This window comes from Streptomyces sp. 3211.6 (assembly GCF_003634815.1).
Taxonomy (GTDB): domain Bacteria; phylum Actinomycetota; class Actinomycetes; order Streptomycetales; family Streptomycetaceae; genus Streptomyces; species Streptomyces katrae_A.
On the sequence record NZ_RBXC01000001.1, the window covers coordinates 2,924,188 to 2,947,420 of the forward strand.

21 protein-coding genes and 2 tRNA genes are annotated in these 23,233 nt (G+C 71.2%); 5 read left to right on the forward strand and 18 right to left on the reverse strand.

What is annotated here, in order from left to right:
- Window positions 1–12: 12 nt before the first annotated feature.
- The 6 genes from mreD to BX286_RS13430 form a co-directional block, all read right to left on the reverse strand.
- A complete protein-coding gene (mreD, locus tag BX286_RS13405; RefSeq protein WP_079426922.1) occupies window positions 13–726 on the reverse strand; it encodes a rod shape-determining protein MreD in 714 nt (237 codons plus the stop codon).
- 12 nt (window positions 727–738) lie between these two features.
- The gene (gene mreC, locus BX286_RS13410) at window positions 739–1,686 is read right to left on the reverse strand and encodes a rod shape-determining protein MreC (protein WP_079426924.1); all 948 of its coding nucleotides are present in this window, start codon (window positions 1,684–1,686) and stop codon (window positions 739–741) included.
- Window positions 1,687–1,850: 164 nt separating this feature from the next.
- Complete coding sequence (locus tag BX286_RS13415) at window positions 1,851–2,870, reverse strand: rod shape-determining protein (RefSeq protein ID WP_008738981.1); 1,020 nt, start codon at window positions 2,868–2,870, stop codon at window positions 1,851–1,853.
- 306 nt (window positions 2,871–3,176) lie between these two features.
- A complete protein-coding gene (gene ndk, locus BX286_RS13420) occupies window positions 3,177–3,587 on the reverse strand; it encodes a nucleoside-diphosphate kinase (RefSeq protein ID WP_079426925.1) in 411 nt (136 codons plus the stop codon).
- 64 nt (window positions 3,588–3,651) lie between these two features.
- Window positions 3,652–4,002, reverse strand: coding sequence for a DUF4233 domain-containing protein (locus tag BX286_RS13425; protein ID WP_079426927.1), 351 nt, complete (start codon window positions 4,000–4,002; stop codon window positions 3,652–3,654).
- Between the two features lie 7 nt (window positions 4,003–4,009).
- Window positions 4,010–5,536 (reverse strand): folylpolyglutamate synthase/dihydrofolate synthase family protein, encoded by a 1,527-nt coding sequence (locus BX286_RS13430; RefSeq protein ID WP_121015025.1) that lies wholly within the window; start codon window positions 5,534–5,536, stop codon window positions 4,010–4,012.
- A gap of 118 nt (window positions 5,537–5,654) precedes the next feature.
- Between BX286_RS13430 and BX286_RS13435 the strand changes: the two genes are divergently transcribed.
- Window positions 5,655–6,704, forward strand: a complete 1,050-nt coding sequence (locus BX286_RS13435; RefSeq protein ID WP_100863654.1) for a rod shape-determining protein — start codon at window positions 5,655–5,657, stop codon at window positions 6,702–6,704.
- 42 nt (window positions 6,705–6,746) lie between these two features.
- Here the strand turns inward: BX286_RS13435 and BX286_RS13440 are convergent, their stop codons facing one another.
- On the reverse strand, window positions 6,747–7,895 hold the full coding sequence (locus BX286_RS13440; protein ID WP_121015026.1) for a sensor histidine kinase: 1,149 nt from the start codon (window positions 7,893–7,895) through the stop codon (window positions 6,747–6,749).
- Window positions 7,896–8,054: 159 nt separating this feature from the next.
- Window positions 8,055–10,676, reverse strand: a complete 2,622-nt coding sequence (locus BX286_RS13445; protein WP_079426934.1) for a valine--tRNA ligase — start codon at window positions 10,674–10,676, stop codon at window positions 8,055–8,057.
- Window positions 10,677–10,774: 98 nt separating this feature from the next.
- On the opposite strand from BX286_RS13445, the gene BX286_RS13450 reads away from it, so the two are divergent.
- Together BX286_RS13450 and BX286_RS13455 are read left to right on the forward strand one after the other, a co-directional pair.
- Window positions 10,775–11,404, forward strand: a complete 630-nt coding sequence (locus BX286_RS13450) for a hypothetical protein (RefSeq protein ID WP_121015027.1) — start codon at window positions 10,775–10,777, stop codon at window positions 11,402–11,404.
- A 93-nt stretch (window positions 11,405–11,497) separates the two neighbouring features.
- Window positions 11,498–12,430, forward strand: coding sequence for a hypothetical protein (locus BX286_RS13455; RefSeq protein ID WP_121015028.1), 933 nt, complete (start codon window positions 11,498–11,500; stop codon window positions 12,428–12,430).
- Window positions 12,431–12,503: 73 nt separating this feature from the next.
- Here BX286_RS13455 and clpX read toward each other — a convergent pair whose 3' ends face one another.
- The 5 genes from clpX to BX286_RS13480 form a co-directional block, all read right to left on the reverse strand.
- A complete protein-coding gene (clpX, locus tag BX286_RS13460; RefSeq protein ID WP_007264060.1) occupies window positions 12,504–13,790 on the reverse strand; it encodes an ATP-dependent Clp protease ATP-binding subunit ClpX in 1,287 nt (428 codons plus the stop codon).
- Between the two features lie 153 nt (window positions 13,791–13,943).
- Window positions 13,944–14,612 carry an ATP-dependent Clp protease proteolytic subunit gene (locus BX286_RS13465; protein ID WP_079426940.1) on the reverse strand — a complete coding sequence of 223 codons (669 nt, stop codon included), beginning with the start codon at window positions 14,610–14,612 and terminating at the stop codon, window positions 13,944–13,946.
- Between the two features lie 77 nt (window positions 14,613–14,689).
- Complete coding sequence (locus BX286_RS13470; protein WP_045947940.1) at window positions 14,690–15,307, reverse strand: ATP-dependent Clp protease proteolytic subunit; 618 nt, start codon at window positions 15,305–15,307, stop codon at window positions 14,690–14,692.
- Window positions 15,308–15,583: 276 nt separating this feature from the next.
- Window positions 15,584–16,978, reverse strand: a complete 1,395-nt coding sequence (gene tig / locus BX286_RS13475) for a trigger factor (RefSeq protein WP_079426942.1) — start codon at window positions 16,976–16,978, stop codon at window positions 15,584–15,586.
- Window positions 16,979–17,144: 166 nt separating this feature from the next.
- Window positions 17,145–17,221 (reverse strand) — tRNA-Pro (locus tag BX286_RS13480).
- A gap of 179 nt (window positions 17,222–17,400) precedes the next feature.
- Between BX286_RS13480 and BX286_RS13485 the strand changes: the two genes are divergently transcribed.
- Window positions 17,401–17,471 (forward strand) — tRNA-Gly (locus BX286_RS13485).
- 66 nt (window positions 17,472–17,537) lie between these two features.
- On the opposite strand, the gene BX286_RS13490 is transcribed toward BX286_RS13485, so the two are convergent.
- The 4 genes from BX286_RS13490 to BX286_RS13505 form a co-directional block, all read right to left on the reverse strand.
- Window positions 17,538–17,732: a hypothetical protein gene (locus BX286_RS13490; protein WP_079426944.1), complete on the reverse strand. Its 195-nt coding sequence runs from the start codon at window positions 17,730–17,732 to the stop codon at window positions 17,538–17,540.
- Window positions 17,733–17,920: 188 nt separating this feature from the next.
- Window positions 17,921–18,376 (reverse strand): HD domain-containing protein, encoded by a 456-nt coding sequence (locus tag BX286_RS13495; RefSeq protein ID WP_079426946.1) that lies wholly within the window; start codon window positions 18,374–18,376, stop codon window positions 17,921–17,923.
- Entirely contained in the window at window positions 18,373–19,761 is a 1,389-nt protein-coding gene (locus BX286_RS13500; RefSeq protein WP_121015029.1) for a pyridoxal-dependent decarboxylase, read from the reverse strand. Before BX286_RS13500 ends, BX286_RS13495 begins: the two co-directional genes overlap by 4 nt.
- Window positions 19,762–19,888: 127 nt before the next feature.
- Window positions 19,889–21,034, reverse strand: coding sequence for a PP2C family protein-serine/threonine phosphatase (locus BX286_RS13505; RefSeq protein ID WP_079426950.1), 1,146 nt, complete (start codon window positions 21,032–21,034; stop codon window positions 19,889–19,891).
- A gap of 117 nt (window positions 21,035–21,151) precedes the next feature.
- Between BX286_RS13505 and BX286_RS13510 the strand changes: the two genes are divergently transcribed.
- Window positions 21,152–22,390 carry a GNAT family N-acetyltransferase gene (locus tag BX286_RS13510; protein ID WP_079426951.1) on the forward strand — a complete coding sequence of 413 codons (1,239 nt, stop codon included), beginning with the start codon at window positions 21,152–21,154 and terminating at the stop codon, window positions 22,388–22,390.
- A gap of 36 nt (window positions 22,391–22,426) precedes the next feature.
- Here BX286_RS13510 and BX286_RS13515 read toward each other — a convergent pair whose 3' ends face one another.
- The gene (locus BX286_RS13515) at window positions 22,427–23,233 is read right to left on the reverse strand and encodes an Fpg/Nei family DNA glycosylase (protein ID WP_079426953.1); all 807 of its coding nucleotides are present in this window, start codon (window positions 23,231–23,233) and stop codon (window positions 22,427–22,429) included.

Here is a 23,233-nt window from a genome sequence, read left to right on the forward strand (position 1 = left end):
ACTGCTCCCCCGTCACAGCTTCCTGACGCTCTTCACGCCCTTGACACCTTTGACGCCTTTGACGCCCTTTATGCGGCCGGCCCGGTTGGCGCGGCCGCGCGCGGTCATCATCCGCAGGCCGCCGCGCTGGCTGCCGATGCGCAGGCCGGTGCCGCCGGCCAGCCAGCCGGAGGCGACGTCCTTGCCCTGCGGGGGGCCGCCGCCCGCCTCGACGGCCATCGGGTCGTTCTCGGCGCGGCGGGCCAGGGCCATGATGAACGGCACGGTGAACGGCGCGAGCAGCAGGTCGTAGAGGGTCGCGGTGAACAGCAGTCCGACCAGGCCCACGTGGCGGGCGGCGGTGTCGCCGACGAGGGCGCCGACGCCCGCGTAGAGGAGGGTGGAGCCGATCGCGGCGGCGACGACGGTGAGCATCGGCCCCCAGGCGGAGCGGAAGCGGCCGTTGTCGGGGCGGGCGAGGCCCACGAGGTAGCCGACGAGGCACAGGACGAGGGCGTACCGTCCGGCGGCGTGGTCGGCGGGCGGGGCGAGGTCGGTGAGCAGGCCGGCGGCGAAGCCGATGAGGGCTCCGCTGACGTGTCCGTAGACCAGGGCGAGGGCGACGACGGTCAGCAGGACGAGGTCGGGCACGGCTCCGGGCAGCTGGAGCCGGCCGAGGACGGTGACCTGGATGACGAGGGCGACGGAGACGAGCGAGCCCGCGAGCAGGATCCGGTTGATGCGCATGGCGGTCAGCTCCTACTCGTCGGCCGGCTTGCCGGAGACGCTGGCGGAGGGGGACGGGGTGACCGTGACGGTGACCGTCGGGGTGGGCTTGGGCGGCTCGGGCTTGGGCGGCAGGACGGCGTCGCGGGGGTCCTCGCGCGGGGGCATGACGACGACGCCGACGATGTCGAGGCGGGAGAAGCCGACGAAGGGGCGGACCCAGACGGTGCGGGTCAGGTCGCCGCGCGAGGGGTCGACCTTGACGACCTCGCCGATCGGGACCCCGGGGACGAAGGGCTTGTTGGCGCGGGAGCCGAAGGTGACGAGGCGGTCGCCGGGGTTGATCTTGGCGCGGCCGTTGAGCATCTGGACGGAGAGGGCGCGGTCGCCCTGGCCGGTGGCGAAGCCGAGTTCGCCGGTCTTCTCCAGGCGGGTGCCGACGGTGAAGCCGGGGTCGTTGGCGAGGACGACGGTGGAGGTGTCGGGGCCGACGGTGGCGACGCGGCCGACGAGCCCGTCGCCGTTGAGGACGGTCATGTCGCGTTCGATGCCGTCCTTGCTGCCGGCGTCGATGGTGACGGTCCAGGAGAAGCCCTGGGCCGCTCCTATCCCGATGACCTCGGCACCCTTGATGCCGTACTGGCCGGCGCCGGCCCGCTTGAGCATTTCGTCCAGCTCGTGGATGCGGCTGCGGGTCCGGTCGTCACTGCCCAGTTTGATCTTCAGGGCGGTGTTCTCGCGCTCCAGGTCCGTGAGCCGGTTGTGGCGCTTGTCGGAGTCGCGGACGGCCCCTATCGCGTTGGCGACCGGGTCCACGGCGGTCGCGACGCCCTCCTCGACCGGGCCGAAGACGGCGGCGGCGGCCCGCCGGGCGCCGTCGACCGGCGAAGCCTCTCCCGCTCTGATGTCCACCGTGATCAGCGCGAACGCGATGGCGATCAGCAGTACCAGGAGCAGCCGGCTCTCTCGTGTGTCCCTCACGTGCGGCGGCCGTGCCTTCCTCGTAGAAACTCGTGCGGCGGAACCGTTCCGGCGGAGCCGGGGCTCTGCGGACTGTGCCTGTATATCAACGATCCGCCGCACGGGCGCGACAGCACCCGTACGGCGGATCCTTGTGTTCCACATGCCCCGTTACGGGGATTTGATCACCGCCGGGGCTGGGCGTCCAGGACCTGCTGGAGGGCCTCGAACTCCTCGACGCACTTGCCGGAGCCGAGGGCCACGGAGTCGAGGGGGTCCTCGGCGATGTGGATCGGCATGCCCGTCTCGCGGCGCAGCCGCTCGTCCAGGCCGCGCAGCAGGGCGCCACCGCCGGTGAGCACGATGCCACGGTCCATGATGTCGCCGGAGAGCTCCGGCGGGCACTTGTCGAGGGTGGTCTTCACCGCGTCCACGATGGCGTTGACCGGTTCCTCGATGGCCTTGCGGACCTCGGCCGCGGAGATGACGACCGTCTTCGGCAGGCCGGAGACGAGGTCGCGGCCGCGGATCTCGGTGTGCTCGTCCTTGTCGAGGTCGTACGCCGAACCGATGGTGATCTTGATCTGTTCGGCGGTGCGCTCGCCGAGGAGGAGCGAGTACTCCTTCTTGATGTGCTGGATGATCGCGTTGTCCAGCTCGTCGCCGGCCACCCGGATGGACTGCGCCGTGACGATTCCGCCGAGGGAGATGACGGCGACCTCGGTGGTGCCGCCGCCGATGTCCACGACCATGTTGCCGGTGGCCTCGTGGACGGGCAGGCCCGAGCCGATGGCGGCGGCCATGGGCTCTTCGATGATGTGCACCTGGCGGGCGCCCGCCTGCGTGGACGCCTCGATGACCGCGCGGCGCTCCACTCCGGTGATGCCGGAGGGCACGCAGACCACCACGCGCGGACGCGCCAGGTAGCGACGCTTGTGGATCTTGAGGATGAAGTACCGGAGCATCCGCTCGGTGATCTCGAAGTCGGCGATCACGCCGTCCTTGAGGGGGCGTACGGCGACGATGTTGCCGGGCGTGCGCCCGATCATCTTCTTCGCCTCGGAGCCGACCGCCAGGATGCCGCCGGTGTTCGTGTTGATGGCGACCACGGACGGCTCGTTCAGGACGATTCCCCGGCCCCTCACGTACACCAGCGTGTTGGCGGTCCCGAGGTCGATCGCCATGTCACGGCCGATGAACGACATGTTGTTCCCCTTGTTCCCCATGAGGAGCGTCTGGCCTTCCAGTTGATAGCGGCTGCTGTCAGGTCGGCGAGGTGGGTGTGTGGGTGGAGGCCCCATCGTAGTGCCGCAGGTACGGACATCGCGCGACGGGACTCCGGCAATCCCGCCGGAACGGATACCCGCCCCCTTAGTGGTGACGTCGTGTCCTGTCCATGCGTTCCCGAGCGGCGCCGGCAATACCGAAGGGCGACCGAAATTACTTCGGTCGCCCCAGGTCGTGAGCGCTATTCGGCTGATGTCGCGTCAGAAAGGAATGCTCGCGACGGGTCAGAGAGCGGGGAAGAACAGCTTCAGCTCGCGCTCCGCGGACTCCTCGGAATCCGAGGCGTGGATCAGGTTCTCCCGGGTGATGGAGCCGAAGTCGCCCCGGATGGAGCCGGGCGCTGCGGCGATCGGGTCGGTGGGTCCGGCCAGCTGGCGGACACCCTCGATCACACGTTCCCCTTCCACCACGAGGACGACGACCGGGCCGCTCGACATGAAGCCCATCAGGGGCTCGTAGAAGGGCTTGCCCTTGTGCTCGCCGTAGTGGGCCTCCAGGGTCTCCTGGTCCAGCGTGCGCAGCTCCAGCGCCGGAATCGTCCAGCCGGCCTTCCGCTCGATACGGCCGATGATCTCGCCGATCAGGCCACGGCGGACGGCGTCCGGCTTGAGGATGACGAGCGTGCGCTGGGTCATGTTCCAACTCCTTGCGGCATACGGGTGCGGTAGGGCGAATCTACAGGGCCGTTAAGGGGACCCGTCACGCAGCGTCAGCCTCGGCCTGACGGGCGGCCCAGCTCGCCTTGATGGCGTCGATCCGCCGGCCGTAGTGCACCGAGCACCACCACAGGGCCGCGAAGACCGCGCCCAGGAAGAACATCGTCGGGACCACGAACCCGCTCGCGATCAGGCCGATCTGCAGTGCCCAGCCGAGCTCCACCGCGCCGCGGCGCGACAGCATCCCGCACAGCAGCACCGACAGCAGCATCGTCACGCCGCAGACCGTCCACACCGCGGTCTGGGTCAGGTCAGGGTTCTTCATGGCCACCAGGCCCGCGAAGCCGACGACGAAGAATTCACCGATCAGCGTGCTCGCGCAGAGCGTGCGCATCGATCCCTCAGCTCCTCTTGAACAGCAGGCGCGCCTCGCCCACCGTGATCACGGAACCGGTCACGAGGACTCCGGCCCCTCCGTATTCGGCCTCTTCCTCCGCCAGGGTGACGGCCGCCTCCAGGGCGTCGTCCAGCCGCGGCTCCACCTGCACCCGGTCGGGGCCGAAGACCTCGACCGCGATGGCGGCCAGCTCGTCCGCGCCCATCGCCCGGTGGCTGGTGTTCTCGGTGACCACGACCTCCGCGAAGATCGGCTCGAAGGCCTCGAAGACGCCCTTGACGTCCTTGCCCTCGCTCGCCGCCACCACACCGATCAGCCGGCTGAAGCCGAAGGCCTCGGTCACGGCCTCCGCGGTGACCTGCGCCCCCGCCGGGTTGTGCGCGGCGTCCAGGATCACCGTCGGGCTGCGGCGCACGACCTCCATGCGGCCCGGCGAGGTCACCGAGGCGAAGGCCTGCCGCACCGTGTCCGCGTCCAGCTGGCGCGCCTGCTGCCCGCCGACGCCGAAGAAGGCCTCGACGGCGGCCAGCGCGACCGCCGCGTTGTGCGCCATGTGGGCGCCGTACAGCGGCAGGAAGATGTTGTCGTACTCGCCGCCCATCCCGCGCAGGGTGAGCATCTGGCCGCCGACCGCCACCTCGCGGGAGACCACGCCGAACTCCATGCCCTCGCGGGCCACGGTCGCGTCGACCTCGACGGCCCGCTTCAGCAGCACCTGCGCGGCGTCCACCGGCTGCTGCGCCAGGATCACGGTGGCGTCCTGCTTGATGACGCCGCCCTTCTCCTGGGCGATCTCGCCGGGCGTGGAGCCCAGCCGGTCCGTGTGGTCCAGGCTGATCGGGGTGATCACCGCGACCGAGGCGTCGATCACGTTGGTGGCGTCCCAGGTGCCGCCCATGCCGACCTCGATCACGGCCGCGTCCACGGGCGCGTCCGCGAAGGCGGCGTACGCCATGCCCGTGAGGACCTCGAAGAAGGACAGCCGGAAGTCCTCGGCGGCGTCGACCATCTCCACGTACGGCTTGATGTCGTGGTAGGTCTCGATGAAGCGCTCGGCGCTGATCGGCGCCCCGTCCAGGCTGATCCGCTCGGTGACGGACTGGACGTGCGGGCTGGTGTAGCGGCCGGTGCGCAGCTCGAAGGCGTTCAGCAGGGCCTCGATCATGCGGGCCGTGCTGGTCTTGCCGTTCGTACCGGTGACGTGGATGGTCGGGTAGGCGCGCTGGGGCTGGCCCAGGACGTCCATCAGCGCCTCGATGCGGCTGACGGAGGGGTCCAGCTTGGTCTCGCCCCAGCGGGTGGAGAGCTCCTGCTCCACCTCCAGCAGCGCCTTGGCCACCTCGGGGTCCTCGGGGCGGGCGGGCACGGGGTCGCCCGTGGGCGGGCCGGCCTGGGCACGCAGGGTGCGGCTGCCGGCCTCGATCACCGCCAGGTCGGGGTCTCGGTCGGCTTCTTCCGCCACTATCTGGTCGAACTCGTCGAACGTGCCGTCGCGGTCGCGGTCCTGGCCCTCGGGCTGCTGCTCACTCACAGCCCCCAGTCTACGGACGCGGGCCCCGGGGACTTTCGGCCCGGCCGTTTCGGGACCTTCGGCGGCGAAAGCGACCGGATCGTTATGCAAGCCTTGCGGACGGGAGATTGGGGAACAAATGCCGCAGGCCAGTACCGACAAGACCGCCTCCAGCCGTGACATAGGCATAGACCTGGGGACCGCGAACACCCTGGTCTACGCCCGCGGACACGGGATCGTCCTCAATGAGCCGTCCGTGGTCGCGGTCAAGGCGGGCACGACCACCGCGCTCGCCGTGGGCTCGGAGGCCAAGGAGACCATCGGCCGCACCCCGGGCTCCATCACCGCGATCCGCCCCCTCAAGGACGGGGTGATCTGCGACTACGAGGCCGCCGAGGAGATGATCCGGCACTTCGTCCGCAAGGCGGTCCCGGGCCGGCGCCCCCGCACCCGGATGGTGATCTGCGTACCGTCCGGGGTCACTCCGGTCGAACGGCGGGCCATCGTGCACGCCTCCACCCGGGCCGGCGCCCGCAGCGTCCACCTGATCGAGGAGCCCATGGCGGCCGCGATCGGCGCCGGGCTGCCGGTGGCCGAGGCGCGCGGCTCGATGGTCGTGGACATCGGCGGCGGCACCTCGGAGGTGGCCGTCATCTCCCTGGGCGGGATCGTCACCTCGCAGTCCCTGCGGATCGGCGGGGACCGGCTCGACGCCGCGATCACGGACCACGTGCGCAAGGAGCACTCCCTGCTCATCGGCGAGCGCACCGCCGAGGACGTCAAGGTCGCCATCGGCTCGGCCTGGCCCGTCCCCGAGCGTCCGGAGCTGGAGACCCGCACCTTCACGGTGCGCGGCCGGGAGCGGGTCGGCGGCATGCCCAAGACCCTGGAGCTGACCGCGGCCGACGTACGGGCCGCGCTGGACGAGCCGGTCGAGGCGATCATCGCCGCCGTCCGCGCCACCCTGGAGGAGTGCCCGCCCGAGCTGTCGGGGGACGTCATGGAGCACGGCATCGTCCTCACCGGCGGCGGTGCGCTGCTGCCCGGCCTGGACCTGCGGATGGCCTCCGCCACCGGCATCCCGGTGTTCGTCGCCGACGCGCCCCTGGACTGCGTGGCCCTCGGGTCGGGGCGCTGCGTGGAGGACCTGGACACCCTGGGGGCGTTGCTGTCCCCGGCGAAGGCCTGACGGGGCCGGGGGCCTCGGCGGAGGCCGGGGCCCCGGTGTGGGTCAGCCGCGCGGCAGGGTCGCGACGACCTCGTACGTGTCCTCGCCGCGCCGCGCCGTCAGGTTCCCGCCCAGGCTGCGGACGCGCTCGGCCATGCTGGCCGTGCCCGAGCCGGCCGAGACGGGCGCCCGGCCGGGGGCGCGGTCCGGGAGGCCGTTGCTGACGGCGATCCTCAGGTGCGGGCCGTCCGCACGGACCGACACCTCGATGGTCTCGCCCTGCGCGTGCTTGGCCGCGTTCGTGAGGCACTCCTGGACCACCCGGTAGACCGCCGCCTGCCGCAGCGGCGAGAGCGCGTACGCCTGGGGGTCCATCGTCAGCCGGACCGGCGAGCCGGCCCGCCCGCTCACCTCCGCCAGCGCCGCCAGCCCCTCCACGCCAGGGGTCGCGGCCCGCTCGCCCCGCTGCACGATGATCTCGTTCAGCACCAGGTGGGCCCGCCGGGCCGTGTCGGACAGCTCCTCGAAGTCCTTCGCGTACGGGGTCTCGCGCGCCCGCATGGACAGCACCTCGGAGCGCACCGTCAGCAGGGTCAGCTCCCGCCCGACGAAGTCGTGGACGTCACGGGCGACGGAGGTCCGCTCCTGCTCGACGGCGTGCAGCACGGCCGCCTCGGCGCGCCGGGCCTCCAGCTCCCGCACCAGGTCGTGCCGGTAGGCGGCGATCCCGACGGCGGAGGCGAGCACCCCGATGGGCACGACCAGGCTGAGGAAGGAGCTGAGGGTCTCCGCCTTCGGCTCGGGCCAGCCCGGCAGGCAGAACACGGCGAGCGCGAAGGCCACGTAACCGGTGGTCGCCAGGACCGCGGCCCGCCGGCCCCGGTAGCGGCCGACGGAGTAGAGGGCGAACTGGATCAGGGTCAGCTCGTGCAGCCAGCCGATGAACAGCAGGGCGGTGACGTACGCCGCCCAGGGCACCCGGCGCCGCACCAGCAGGGTCGCGCAGCCGGCGGTGAGCACGAAGGCGGCCTGCCACCCGTTGAGCGAGTTGTCGGCGGCGGCCAGACCCGGCAGGTCCAGCGCCATCAGGCCCAGGCAGCTCAGCGCCGTGACGACGTCCTGCGCCCGGGGCGAGGCGCCCCAGCCATCGGCGAGCCGGCGCCCGGAGGCCACGGCCCGGTGCAGCGCCGAGTCGGAGGGCAACAGGTGCATGCCCCCATCATGCGTGGTCCGCCCCGGGGATCGGCTCAGCCATTTGGACATATCACGTGATAAACGGCACTCCGGGTAGGGCCGTACGTCCCCGCCCGGACGCGCGAAAGGCCCCCACCGGGCGGGCGGGGGCCTTCCACTGTGTTCCGTCGCCGACCGCTAGGCGGCGGGCAGGGCGTCCAGCTGGGCCTGGATGCGGGCGATGTCCGCCTCGGCCTTGGCCAGACGGCCCTTGATCTTGTCCACGACGTGGTCGGGGGCCTTGGCCAGGAAGGCCTCGTTCCCGAGCTTCGCCTCGGCCTGCTGCTTCTCCTTCTCGGCGGCGCCGAGGTCCTTGGAGAGGCGCCCCCGCTCGGCGGCCACGTCGATGGTGCCCGAGAGGTCGAGGGCCACCGTGGCGCCGGCGACCGGCAGGGTGGCGGTGGCGCTGAAGCCCTCGCCCTCCGGCTGGAGGCGCAGCAGCTGGCGGATGGCACCCTCGTGCGCGGCCAGCGGCGTACCGCCCAGGTCCAGGCGGGCCGGGACCTTCTGGCCGTCCTGCAGGCCCTGCTCCTTGCGGAACCGGCGGACCTCGGTGACGACCGCCTTGACCAGTTCGATCTCGGCCTCGGCCGCCTCGTCGCGGAATCCGCTGTCGGCGGGCCAGTCGGCGATCACCAGGGACTCGCCGCCGGTCAGCGTGGTCCACAGGGTCTCGGTGACGAACGGGACCACCGGGTGCAGCAGCCGCAGCATGACGTCCAGGACCTCGCCGAGGACGCGGCCGGAGACCTGCGCCTGCTCGCCGCCCGCGAAGAACGTCGTCTTCGACAGCTCGACGTACCAGCTGAAGACCTCGTCCCACGCGAAGTGGTAGAGGGAGTCCGACAGCTTCGAGAACTGGTAGTCCTCGTAGAAGGCGTCGACCTCGGCCACGGTCTTGTTCAGCTGCGACAGGATCCACCGGTCGGTCGCCGACATCCGCTCGGGGGCCGGCAGCTCGCCCTCGATGGTGGCGCCGTTCATCAGTGCGAAACGGGTCGCGTTCCAGATCTTGTTGGCGAAGTTGCGGGAGGCCTGGACCCAGTCCTCGCCGATCGGGACGTCGACGCCCGGGTTCGCGCCGCGGGCCAGCGTGAAGCGGACCGCGTCGGAGCCGTAGGTGTCCATCCAGTCCAGCGGGTTCACCGCGTTGCCGAAGGACTTCGACATCTTCTTGCCGAACTGGTCGCGGACCATGCCGTGCAGGGCGATGGTGTGGAACGGCGGGGTGCCGTCCATCGCGTACAGGCCGAACATCATCATCCGGGCGACCCAGAAGAAGAGGATGTCGTAGCCGGTGACCAGGACGGAGTTCGGGTAGAACTTCGCCAGGCTCTCGGTCTGCTGCGGCCAGCCGAGGGTGGAGAAGGGCCACAGGCCCGAGGAGAACCACGTGTCGAGCACGTCGGTGTCCTGGTGCCAGCCCTCGCCGGCCGGCGGCTGCTCGTCCGGGCCGACGCAGACGATCTCGCCGCCCGGGCCGTACCAGACCGGGATGCGGTGGCCCCACCACAGCTGGCGCGAGATGCACCAGTCGTGGAGGTTGTCGACCCAGTCGAAGTACCGCTTCTCCATCTCCTGCGGGTGGATCTTGACCTTGCCGTCGCGGACCGCGTCACCGGCGGCCTTGGCGAGCGGGCCGACCTTGACCCACCACTGCATCGACAGGCGCGGCTCGATGGTGGTCTTGCAGCGCGAGCAGTGGCCCACGGAGTGGACGTACGGACGCTTCTCGGCGACGATCCGGCCCTCGGCGCGCAGCGCGGCGACGATGGCGGAACGGGCCTCCAGGCGGTCCAGGCCCTGGAAGGGGCCGTGCGCGGTGATGACCGCGCGCTCGTCCATGACGGCGAGGTTGGGCAGGTTGTGGCGCTGGCCGATCTCGAAGTCGTTCGGGTCGTGCGCCGGGGTCACCTTGACGGCGCCGGTGCCGAACTCCGGGTCGACGTGCGTGTCGGCGACGACCGGGATGGAGCGGTCGGTCAGCGGCAGCTTGATCTCACGGCCGACGAGGTGCTTGTACCGCTCGTCGTCCGGGTGGACGGCCACGGCGGTGTCACCGAGCATCGTCTCGGCGCGGGTGGTCGCGACGACGAGGGAGTCCTCGCCCTCGCCGTAGCGGATCGAGACGAGCTCGCCGTCGTCGTCCTGGTACTCGACCTCGATGTCGGAGATCGCGGTGAGGCAGCGCGGGCACCAGTTGATGATGCGCTCGGCGCGGTAGATCAGCTCGTCGTCGTAGAGCCGCTTGAAGATGGTCTGGACGGCCTGGGACAGGCCCTCGTCCATCGTGAAGCGCTCGCGGGACCAGTCGACGCCGTCGCCGAGGCGGCGCATCTGGCCGGAGATCTGGCCGCCGGACTCGCCCTTCCACTGCCAGACCCGGTCGACGAAGGCCTCACGGCCCAGGTCGTGGCGGGACTTGCCCTCCTTGGCGAGCTCGCGCTCGACCACGTTCTGGGTGGCGATGCCGGCGTGGTCCATGCCGGGCTGCCACAGGGTCTCGAAGCCCTGCATGCGCTTGCGGCGGGTGAGGGCGTCGATGAGGGTGTGCTCGAAGGCGTGGCCCAGGTGCAGGCTGCCCGTGACGTTCGGCGGCGGGATGACGATGGTGTACGCGGGCTTGTCGCTCTTCGCGTCGGCCTCGAAGTAACCGCGCTCTACCCAGCGCTCGTAGAGCTTCCCCTCTACCTCGGCCGGCGCGTACTGGGTCGGCAGTTCGGAGTTGGGGGCACTGGGTGTCTGCGTGTTCTCGGTCACGGGGCACAGGATACGGCGGGCCCCGCCCGCGTCACGAATCCGTTCCACCGCAGGAGCTCCCGTTGACCTCGGCCGGTCCGGGGACGTCTCATGCGCCCATGAACGAGATCACCCCGCCCGCCCCTTTCCCCTACCAGCCCGTGTCGCCCGCGCAGCGCAAGCGCAAGCGCTTCATCGGTGCGGCCGGGACGGTACTGGCCCTCGCCGCGGCGGCCTTCGCAGGCCGTTGGGCCGTGAACGCGGCCCTCGCCGGCCCCGAGGACGCCGGCCGGTACCGGCTGGTCCCGCCGGCCTCCTTCCAGGGACTGGCCCTGCAGGAGTCCGGGCCGCGGGTGGACGCGATCAAGCAGGGGCAGGGCACCCCCAAGGAGGGCACCGTGCCGGTGGCCGTCGTCTACGCCGACCAGACGGGGACGGCACAGCTGGTGGTGAGCGGCGCGTCGGGAACCTTCACGGACGACGACCCCGGGCACGTGCTCGTCCGCGGCCTCCACGACATGGGCGTCGACGGGGCCGCCCCGCAGGACTCCGGCACCCCGGCGGGCGGGGCGATGCAGTGCGGCACCCTGACGACCGGGGCGGGTCCGCTGACGATGTGCATGTGGGCCGACCACAGCTCCCTGGTGACGGTCACGGTCCCCGTCGAGAACAAGCCGGTCGCGCTCGACGCGCTGGCCGCGCAGACGCGTGCGCTGCGGGCGGCGATGGAAGTACCGGCCGGGTCGTAGTTCGGTAACGGCCCGGACCCCGATGCCCCGGCCGAACAGGCCTTCCGCAAGGATGTGTGAAACGGATAAGGAAACCTCACAGGGGGACTCGGGATGAGTTACAACCAGCCAGGGCCGTACGGCCAGCAGCCGCAGCAGCCGGGCCCCTACGGTCAGCAGCCCCCGCCGCCGCCGAACCCGTACGGCCAGCCCGCCCCGCAGCCGGGCTACGGCTACCCCCAGCAGACCCCGCCGCCCCCGCCGCCGGCCTTCCCCCAGCAGGGCGGCTACCCGCAGCAGCCCCCGCAGCCCGCCTACGGCTACCAGCAGCCCCCGCAGCAGGGCTACATGCCCCCGCCGGCACCCCCGAAGAAGTCGAAGGCGGGCCCGGTCATCGCGGTCATCGCGGTCGTGGCCGTCATCGGCGGCGCCGGCTGGTGGTTCCTGGGCGGCGGCTCGGGCGGCTCGGTCTCGGACGCGACGAAGGGCTACAAGCTGGTCGCGCCGGAGGCCGTCGGTGAGTTCCAGAAGGACCCGAAGTACAAGGCGAAGGAGCTCAGCCCGGAGGACAAGCAGCAGGTCGAGGCCGCGGGCATCAAGAACCCCACCCAGGTGGGCATGGACTACGTGTCCGGCGACCAGAAGAACCCGCTCACGTTCAAGGGCATCACCTTCAGCGGTTTCTACGGCGACATCGCCGACCCCGAGAAGACCGTCGACGGGCAGTTCGCAGCGGCCAAGCTGCGGCTCTCCAAGGACAACAAGTCCGAAGTCCAGCTCATCGGCAGCCCGAAGAAGATGACCCCCGCCGGGTTCAAGGGCGCCGTCATGAAGTGCCAGGAGCTCAAGGCCACCTCGAAGGACCCCTCCACCAAGGGTCCCAAGGAGATGACGGTCCCGCTCTGCATCTGGGCCGACTACAGCACCGCGGCCACGGTCATGTCCACCGACGTGGGATCCCTCCTCACCGGCAAGCCGGGCTACACGCTGGAGCAGAACGCGGACTTCGCCGCGAAGCTCTACAACACCGCCCGCGTCAAGAAGTAACCGCGGCGGCACACGACCAGAAGGGGCGCCCCGGATGTCCGGGGCGCCCCTTCCGCGTGCAACAACCAGACGGCTACGCCGACTTCTCGTGCGGGCCCTGGTCCTTCGGGACGATGCGGGGGACCAGGGTCGGGTTGACGTTGGAGCGGACCACGTCCGCCGTGATGACCACGCGGGCCACGTCCTTGCGGGACGGGACCTCGTACATCACCGACATCAGGACCTCCTCCATGATGGCGCGCAGGCCGCGCGCGCCGGTCTGGCGGAGGATGGCCTGGTCGGCGATGGCCTCCAGGGCCTCGCGCTCGAAGTCCAGTTCCACGCCGTCGAGTTCGAACAGGCGCTGGTACTGCTTGACGAGGGCGTTGCGCGGCTCGACCAGGATCTGGAGGAGGGCTTCACGGTCCAGGTTGTGGACCGAGGTGATGACGGGCAGACGGCCGATGAACTCGGGGATCATCCCGAACTTCACCAGGTCCTCCGGCATGACCTCCTGGAACTGGTCGCTCGCCTCGATCTCCCGCTTCGAGCGGATCGTCGCCCCGAAGCCGATGCCCTTGGCGCCCGCCCGCGACTCGATGATCTTCTCCAGGCCGGCGAAGGCGCCGCCCACGATGAAGAGCACGTTCGTCGTGTCGATCTGGATGAACTCCTGGTGCGGGTGCTTGCGGCCGCCCTGCGGCGGGACCGAGGCGGTCGTGCCTTCCAGGATCTTCAACAGGGCCTGCTGCACGCCCTCGCCCGAGACGTCGCGCGTGATCGACGGGTTCTCGCTCTTGCGGGCGACCTTGTCGATCTCGTCGATGTAGATGATCCCGGTCTCGGCCTTCTTGACGTCGTAGTCGGCCGCCTGGATCAGCTTGAGCAGGATGTTCTCGACGTCCTCGCCCACGTAGCCGGCCTCCGTCAGGGCGGTGGCGTCGGCGATGGCGAACGGGACGTTCAGCATGCGGGCCAGGGTCTGGGCCAGCAGGGTCTTGCCCGAGCCCGTGGGGCCCAGCAGCAGGATGTTGGACTTCGCGAGCTCGATCGCGTCGTCACGGCCCTGCGCGCCGCCGTTCTCGCCGGCCTGGACGCGCTTGTAGTGGTTGTACACCGCTACCGAGAGCGCCTTCTTCGCCGGCTCCTGGCCGACGACGTAGCTCTCCAGGAACTCGTAGATCTCACGGGGCTTGGGGAGTTCTTCCCACCGGACCTCGGAGGTCTCCGCGAGTTCCTCTTCGATGATCTCGTTGCAGAGGTCGATGCACTCGTCGCAGATGTACACACCGGGTCCTGCGATGAGCTTCTTCACCTGCTTCTGGCTCTTCCCGCAGAACGAGCACTTGAGCAGGTCGCCGCCGTCACCGATGCGTGCCACGAGGTGCTTCCCCTTCGCCTGGGAGACGCTTGGTTCAGCGCTCCTGGTGCCTCATATCCGACGGTACCTTGCCGGGGGCCCCGTACGGGGCCCCCTTGACGCGGTTCACAGCGCAGAATCCTGCGGTGCGGCCGCGCCAACTGGCGGCAAGGATCAGGCCGCGTTCATCTTGCGGGTCGAGACGATCTGGTCGATCAGACCGTAGGCCAGCGCGTCCTCGGCCGTGAGGATCTTGTCGCGCTCGATATCGTCGCGGATCTTCTCGATCGGCGTGGTCGAGTGCTTGGCCAGCATGCTCTCCAGCTGGTCGCGCATGCGCAGGATCTCGTTGGCCGCGATCTCCAGGTCGGAGAGCTGCTCGCGGCCGGTGCCGCCCGACGGCTGGTGGATCAGCACGCGGGCGTTCGGGAGGGCCATGCGCTTGCCCGGGGTACCGGCGGCGAGCAGGACCGCGGCGGCGGAGGCCGCCTGGCCCATGCAGACCGTCTGGATGTCGGGCTTCACGAACTGCATCGTGTCGTAGATGGCCGTCAGCGCCGTGAAGGAACCGCCGGGGCTGTTGATGTAGATCGAGATGTCGCGGTCCGGGTCCATCGACTCCAGGCACAGCAGCTGGGCCATGACGTCGTTGGCGGAGGCGTCGTCGATCTGCACGCCGAGGAAGATCACGCGCTCCTCGAAGAGCTTCGCGTACGGGTCGTACTCGCGCACGCCCTGCGAGGTGCGCTCGACGAAGCGCGGGACGACGTAGCGGTTGTCCACCTGCGGGCCGGAGTAGAGGCCGCTCGCGGAGAAGTTGTTCTGCATCTGGGTGTTCACCATCCTGGTGGCGTTCAGCGGGCTGTGGGTGCCTGGACGGGCGGGCGGGCGCACGGCGGTCCGTACGCCGGGGCCGGGGATCAGGCCCCGGTGCCGCCACCGCCCGGGACCAGGGACGCGGCGGAGATGATCTCGTCGATGAGGCCGTACTCCTTGGCCTCCTCCGCCGTGAACCAGCGGTCGCGGTCGCCGTCGCGGATGATGGCCTCCACGGTCTGGCCCGAGTGGTGCGCGGTGATCTCGGCCATGCGCTGCTTGGTGCGCAGCAGGTACTGGGCCTGGATCTTGATGTCCGACGCGGTGCCGCCGATGCCGGCGGAGCCCTGGTGCATCAGGATGTCGGTGTTCGGGAGCGCGAAGCGCTTGCCCGGGGTACCGCCGGTCAGCAGGAACTGGCCCATGGAGGCGGCCATGCCCATGCCGATGGTGATGACGTCGTTCGGGATGTACTGCATGGTGTCGTAGATCGCCATGCCGGCCGTCACGGAGCCACCGGGGCTGTTGATGTACAGGTAGATGTCCTTGTCCGGGTCCGCGGCCAGGAGAAGGAGCTGCGCCGTGATCTTGTTGGCGATCTCGTCGTCGACCTGCTGGCCGAGGAAGATGATGCGCTCGCCGAGCAGCCGGTTGTAGACATGGTCGCCGAGGCCGCCACCGATGGACGGCTCACCCGCGGCGTAAGGCTTCAGATTCGTCACGTATCCACCTGCTCGTCTCCGACGGCCACATGCCGTCTCAGCGTCTCGTTCTGGGGCGCGGACCGGGCGGTGGTGCGATGCCCCGCCGGCTCCGGGTACTCCCGTGCCCTCGTATTCATGGACCCTAACGCGCAGGTCGGACAACGCCATCCCGCTTCCCGAACTGTTCGCTCGGAGCGCAAGGTCCCGGGGCCTTTCCCGAGCCATGCGGAAGGGCCCGGACGCGGCTGCGTCCGGGCCCTTCACGGCACTGCTCAGCGGGCTTCGCCCGGGGTGTTACTTGGCCTCTTCGGCCTTCGCCTCGTCGTCACCCTCGACGGCGGCCTCGACGACCTCGGCGGCCGTCTCGACCTCGTCCTCGTCGTCGGACAGGTCGATGACCTCACCCTTGGTGTCGACGACCTTGGCGGCCTCGACGACGACCGCGAGGGCCTTGCCGCGGGCGACCTCGCCGACGAGCATCGGGACCTGGCCGCCCTCGACGACGGCCTGGGCGAACTGGTCGGGGGACATGCCCGAGGACTGCGCGCGGCGCATGAGGTGCTCGGTGAGCTCCTCCTGGTTGACGCCCAGCTTCTCCTTGTTGACCAGGGCGTCCAGCAGGAACTGGGTCTTGATGCCCTTGACGGCCTGCTCGCGGGTCTCGGCGTCGAACTCCTCGACCGTCTTGCCCTGGATCTCGAGGAACTTCTCGAGGTTCAGGCCCATCTGGCCGAGCTGGTGGTGCTCCAGGTTGTGCTTGCGGGTCTGGACCTCGTCCGCGAGCAGCTTCTCCGGGACGGGGATCTCGGCGAGCTCGAGGAACTTCTCCAGCACGCGCTCCTGGGCCTGGGTGGCCTGGTCGTACTGCTTCATGTTCTCGAGGCGCTTGCGGCTGTCCGCCTTGAGCTCGTCGAGGGTGTCGAACTCGCTCGCCATCTGGGCGAACTCGTCGTCCAGCTCCGGCAGCTCGCGGGCGGAGACCTTGGTGACCTTGACGGTGACCTCGGCGTCCTTACCCTCGGCGGAGCCGCCCTTCAGCTGCGAGGTGAAGGTGGCCTCGCCGCCGGCCTCGAGGCCCTTGACGGCCTCGTCGATGCCGTCGAGGAGCTCGCCCGAGCCGATGGTGTAGGAGACGTCGGTGGCGACACCGTCCGCCAGGACCTCGCCGTCGACCTTGGCCTCGAGGTCGATGGTGACGACGTCACCCTCGGCGGCGGCGCGCTCGACGTCCTTGGTGGACGCGAAGCGGCTGCGCAGCTGCTCGACCGACTTCTCGACGTCCTCGTCCGAGACCTCGACCGCGTCGACCTCGACCTCGATGCCGGAGTAGTCCGGGATCTCGATCTCGGGGCGGACGTCCACCTCGGCGGTGAAGGCCAGCAGCTCGCCGTCCTTCAGCTCGGTGATGTCGACCTCGGGCTGGCCCAGCGGGTTCAGGTCGGCCTCGTTGACGGCCTCGGTGTAGAACTTCGGGAGGGCGTCGTTGACGGCCTCCTCCAGCACCGCACCGCGGCCGAAGCGCTGGTCGATGACCCGGGCAGGGATCTTGCCCTTGCGGAAGCCCTTCACCGTGACCTGCTGGTTGATCTTCTTGTACGCCGCGTCGAGGCTGTCCTTGAGCTCCTCGAAGGGCACCTCGACAGTGAGCCGAACCCGAGTCGGGTTCAGGGTCTCCACGGCGCTCTTCACGGTTCGGTCTCCTTGTGGCTGACTGCTTGGGGGTTCTGCCGGAACGCTGCGATTCAGCGGCCTCGACGGATTCGGCCCGGTACATCAGACACACGGGCACGCAGCTTGCATAGTAACCGCAAGCGGCAATCAGCCCACAACGCGATCTCCGTGGGGACCCTGCTGGTGGTCGGGGTGGCCGGATTCGAACCGACGACCTTCCGCTCCCAAAGCGGACGCGCTACCAAGCTGCGCCACACCCCGTCGGTGCGACACGTAGGGTACATGCCCGAAGACGCTCCGGCGCCCCCGGTTTCCCGCCGGGCGCACGCGCGCGCGGCGCCTGCGGCGACACGGCGCCCGAAAGCGGTGTGCACTCCCCCCGCGCGACCCGCTAGGATGCTGTCCGTGCCGCGGTCCCACGGACCTGCGGCGCGCGTACTGCGGGTGTAGCTCAATGGTAGAGCCCTAGTCTTCCAAACTAGCTACGCGGGTTCGATTCCCGTCACCCGCTCTCAACGGCTCAGGGCCGGGTCGAGGAAACCTCCTCGGCCCGGCCCTGACGCGTTGTCGGTGACCCTCAGAGCTTGATGCCGGCGATGGTGTCCGCGAGGGAGTTCAGGAAGCGGTTGACGTCCGGGGCGATGGAGCTGGACGCCAGGAAGAAGCCGAAGAGGACGGCGACGATCGCCGGTCCCGCCTTCATGTGCTTGCCGCGGATCAGGATCACCAGGATGATCGCCAACAGAACCACCACTGACAGCGAAATGGCCACTTCTGATCACACCTTCGGTCGTCCCCTGGCCGGCCCGGGGGTCACGCCCGTGCACACCCCCACATGGACCATCCTCCCACCAACCGGGCCCTCCTATCCGCGCCGTGACGAATCGACAACACGCCTTTCCCGCCAAGCGGACACGAACCGGGCACATTTCGGGCGCGAGGGGGAGCTCGGGGCGGGGGTCAGGGGGCGGTGATGCCGAGGAGCGAGCGGACGCGGGCGTACTTGGCGGTCAGCCGGTCACGGGTGGGCGCGTCCAGCACGGAGAGGCGTACGGGGTCCGCGTTGTGCGCGAGGTCGGCCTCCTTGACGAGGACGGCGCCGGGGGTGGCGAGGATGCGGGCCGTGTACTCCTCGACCGGTTCTCCAGGGCGCTTCGTCAGCGCCAGGACCATGTCCTTGACCTCCTGGGGGAGGGCGGCGGCCGCGAGCTGCGCGGGGCTGAGCGCGTCGTCCTCGACGGAGTCGTGCAGCCAGGCGGCGGCCTGCTGGGCCGGGCTGCCGCCGCGCAGGCGGACGCCCTCGGCCACGGCCGCGAGGTGCTCGGCGTAGGGGCGGCCGGCCTTGTCGGTCTGGCCCTCGTGCGCGGAGCGGGCCAGGGCCTCGACCTCGGCGAGGGTGAGGGAGCGGTCGGTCATGCGGTCTCCTTCGCTGCCGTGCACAGGGCTTCGGCGGTCCGGCGCACGTCGGCGGGTGTCGTACGCCAGTTGGAGAACGCGGCGCGCAGGCCGGGGGTTCCCCCGAGGACGGTGGGGGTCACGAAGACCTCGGCGGCGACGGCCTCGCGGAAGGCGGCCAGGCGTTCGGGGGTGGGGTCCTCGGCGAGGGTGAAGCAGACGACGTTGAGCCGGACGGGGGCGAGCAGCCGCAGGGCCGGGTCCCGGCCGAGGAGCTCGCCGAGGGCGCGGGCGCAGGCGGCGTCCCGTTCGACGATCTCGCGGTGGCCCTCGCGGCCGTAGGCGCGCAGGGTGAACCAGGCGGCCAGGGCCCGCAGCCGGTGGGAGTTCTCCGGGGTGAGGTGGACCAGGTCGGGGTCGGCGCCCAGGGGGCCGAGGTAGGCGGCGGCGTTGGCGAAGACGCGGGCCTGGAGGTCGCGGCGGCGGGTGAACTGGACGGCGCTGTCGTAGGGGACGTTGAGCCACTTGTGCAGGTCGACGCAGACGGAGTCGGAGGCGTCGAGGCCCGCGGTGAGGTGGGCGTGCTCCGGGGAGAGGGCCGCGAAGGCGCCGAAGGCGGCGTCGGTGTGCAGCCAGAAGTCGTGGCGGTCCTTGAGCGCGGCGACGGCCCGCAGGTCGTCGAAGTCGACGGTGTTGACGGTGCCGGCGTTGGCGACGACGACGGCCGGGCCGGGGATGTCGGCGAGGGCGCGGTCCAGGGCGGCGGGGTCGACGGCCTCGCGGCCGGGGAGGGTGGGCACCGGGACGAGGGCGGCGCGGCCGAGGCCGAGGACGGAGAGGGCCTTGGCGATGGAGGAGTGCGGGGCGCCGGACAGGACGCGGACGGGGCCGAGCGCGACGACGCCGTCCTGGGCCGGGGAGACCCCGAAGCGCTCGCCGAGCCACTCGCGGGCGATGGCGAGGCCGACGGTGTTGGACTGGGTGGCTCCGCTGACGAAGGTGCCGGTGTGGGCGGCGCCCAGCCCGAAGAGCTCGCGCAGCCAGGAGACGGTCTCGCGTTCGAGGTGCTGGCCGGCGGGGTCGAGGGAGGAGTTGGAGTTCTGGTCGTGGACGGCGGTGAGCCAGTCCCCCGCGAGGGCGGCGGGGGTGGCGCCGCCGGTGACGAAGCCGAGGTAGCGGGGGCCGGCGGAGGCCGAGAACCGGGGCTCCCAGCGGGCCCGGAAGTCGTCGAGGGCGGCGGTGGCGCCGGTGCCGTGCGCGGGGAGCGGGCGGGGCTCGGGCGGCCCGTCCTGCGGGGGCACGACGGGCCGCGCCTCCAGAGCGCCCAGGGCTTCGACGGCGGCGCGGCGGGTGGCGTCCAGGAGGGCGGGGAGGCGGGCGAGGTCGGCGGCGAGGGTGGCGTCCATGGGCGGACGGTAGCCCTGGCGGGGGCGGGGCGGACGTGCCAATCGCCACGCAGTGGCCGGGGCCGGCCGTACCGCTGCGCGCAGCCCCTCGGCTGAAGACCCCTGGGGTTCCGCCCCGGGCCGCGCGTCAAAAGGCGGCGCGGCGGATCAGGAGGAGGGCCCGGTCGTCGTTGACGTCCTTCGCGACCTTTTCGATCAGGTGCCACGCCGCGCCCTCCCACCCGGCGGCGACGTACCGGTCGGCCTCGCCCGTCAGGCGGTCGATGCCCTCGCTGATCTCGCGGTCCGCGGTCTCGACCAGGCCGTCGGTGAAGAGCATCAGGACGTCGCCGGGCCGCAGGTTGCCGCGCGCAGGTTCGAACTCCGCGCCGTCGTAGACGCCCAGGAGGGGGCCTTCGCCGGACTTCTCCTGCCAGCGGCCCGTGCCGGCGGAGAGCTGGAGGGCGGGGAGGTGGCCGGCGGAGAGGAGTTCGTAGTCGCCGGTCTCCAGGTCCAGGACGAGGTGGATGGAGGTGGCGAAGCCCTCGTCCCAGTCCTGGCGGAGGAGGTAGCCGTTGGCGGCGGGGAGGAAGTCCTGGGGCGGGAGGGCGCCGAGGAGCCCGCCGAAGGCACCGGAGAGGAGGAGGGCCCGGGAGCCGGCTTCCATGCCCTTGCCGGAGACGTCGGTGAGGACGACCTCCAGGGTGCGCCCGCCGTTGGTGCGGGCGGCGACGACGAAGTCGCCGGAGAAGGACTGGCCGCCGGCCGGCCGCAGAGCCATCTCGCGGTGCCAGGACGGTGGCAGGGCGGGGAGCTTGCTCTGCACCCGGATGCGTTCGCGCAGGTCGAACAGCATGGTGCCGCCGCGCCTCCACGGCACTCCGACGCGGCTGCGGAACTGGGCGATGATCAGGCCGAAGAAGCCGCAGGCGGCGACGACCAGGACGGTTCCGGGGGTGACCCGGGCGGGCCCCTGGGTGTACGGGCCGAGGACCAGGGCCTCGACGATCAGGGCGGTCGCGGACGCGGCGTAGAGCCCGAGCAGGCTGGCGGGCCGCAGCAGCAGCCCGCCCGCCACGATGGGCAGGACGAGGGCCGACGGCGAGAACCAGACGGGCATCAGCAGGGTGCCGCAGGCGATGGCGGGGACGGTGAGCAGCAGGCCCGCGAAGGCCAGCCAGTCGCTCGCGTCCCCGCGGAAGTAGTCGACGGCGGATTTGCGCAGGGCTGTGCGGACCCGGTGCGACAGCATGCGCGCCCGGGCCCTGAGCGTCTCCACACGTGCTCCGGCCATTGCATCGGGACCCTATCCATCATGGCCGTGTGCGCGCAGGGGTACCCCCGTACCCCTGGCCCGCGGATGCCCGAAAACAGATCGACCGGGCCGTATTGCCCTGGTAGGGATGGCCCTATGGCTCTTGATACGCGCGTATTGCAGGCTGACGAGTGGGATGTCTGGTACGACCATCTGGAACTGGCGTTCGGTGGCGTGCCGGAATCCCCTGAGGAGCGGACGCTCTACCGGTCCCTGACGGAGCTCGACCGTTCGCTGGGCGTCTGGGACGGCGGGACCTGCGTCGGCTCGGCCGGGTCGTTCGGCTTCCGGCTGTCGGTGCCGGGCGGGGCGGTTGTCCCGGCGGCGGGCGTGACGATGGTCGGTGTGGCGCCGACGCACCGCAGGCGGGGCGTGCTGACCTCGATGATGCGCCGCCAGCTGGACGACGTCCGGGCGGGTGGCGAACCGGTCGCCGTGCTGACGGCCTCGGAACCGGAGATCTACGGGCGCTTCGGCTACGGCGTGGCGGCCTACGACCTGCTGGTGGACATCGACACGACCCGCGTACGGCTGAACGCGCCGCCGGGGACGGACGAGGTGCGGCTGCGGCTCGTGGACCCGCTGAAGGCGCTGGACGACTGCGAGCGGGTGTACGCGGCGCTGGTCGCGGGCCGGCCGGGGATGCCCGCCCGGCAGCCGGGGTGGGAGCGGCAGGGGCTGCTCGACCCGGAGTCGCGCCGGGAGGGGGCGTCGCCGCTGAAGTGCGTGGTGGCGGAGGACGCGGCCGGGGTCGTCGTCGGGTACGCGCGCTACCGGGTGCGGCCGGACTGGGAGCCTGCCGGGTCGGACGGCAAGGTGCTGGTCGGCGAGGTGGACGCGGTGGACCCGGCGGCGTACGCGGCGCTGTGGCGCTACCTGTTCGAGATCGACCTGACCTGGCACGTACGGGCCTTCCGGCGGCCGGTGGACGATCCGCTGCTGCACCTGGTCAACGACGTGCGGCGGGTCCGGGCGCAGCAGCGGGACGCGCTGTACCTGCGGGTGGTGGATCTGCCGGGGGCGCTCCGGGCGCGGGGGTACGGGGCCGCGGTGGACGTGGTGATGGAGGTCGAGGACGCGTTCTGCCCGTGGAACGCGGGGCGGTGGCGGCTGACGGCCGGTGCGGACGGTTCCGGGGCGCGGTGCGTGCGCAGCGATGACGCGGCGGAGCTGGCGCTGTCCGCGCGGGAGCTGGGGTCGGTGTACCTGGGCGGGGTCACGTGGGCCTCGCTCGCGGCGGCCGGGCGCGTGCGGGAGCTGCGGCCGGGGGCCCTGCGGGAGGCCTCGCGGGCCTTCGCGGGGGATGTCGCCCCGTGGCTCCCGCACAACTTCTAGTCCGCGCCGCCGGCCGGGGGGGCGGGGCCCCCGCGGCTAACGCTGCTGGCAGGAAGGGCACCAGAAGAGGTTGCGGGCGGCCAGGTCGGCCGTGCGGACCTCCGTCGTGCAGATGTGGCACGGGAGCGTCGCGCGGCGGTAGACGTACACCTCGCCGCCGTGGTCGTCGACGCGCGGCGGGCGGCCCATGGCCTCGGGGAGGTGTTCGTCGCGGACGGTGTCGATGCGGTTGCGGCGGACGCCCTCGCGCATCAGCTCCGCCAGGTCGGCCCACATCGCGTCCCATTCGGCGCGGGTGAGGTCCTTGCCCTGGCGGTAGGGGTCGATGCCGTGCCGGAAGAGGACCTCGGCGCGGTAGACGTTGCCGACGCCCGCGATGACCTTCTGGTCCATCAGCAGGGCGGCGATGGTGGTGCGGCTGCGGGAGATGCGGGACCAGGCTCGGCCGGGGTCGTCGGCCGGGCGCAGCGGGTCCGGGCCGAGGCGGTCGTGTATCGCCTGCTTCTCGGCCGCGGTGACCAGGGCGCAGGCCGTGGGGCCGCGCAGGTCCGCGTAGTGGTCCTCGTTCAGCAGGCGCAGCCGGACCGTGTCGGTGGCCGGCGGGGCCGGGGCGGGGCCGAAGCCGAGCTTGCCGAAGAGGCCGAGGTGGATGTGGATCCAGGCGTCGCCGAGTTCCAGGAAGAGGTGTTTGCCGTGGGCCTCGGCGCTCTCCAGCTCGCGCCCGTCGAGGAGGGCCGCGCTCTCGGCGAAGCGTCCCTGGGGGCTGCTGACCCGGACCGGGCGGGCGGCGAAGCGCTCGGTGTGGTCCTGGGCGAGGCGGTGGATCGTATGGCCCTCGGGCAC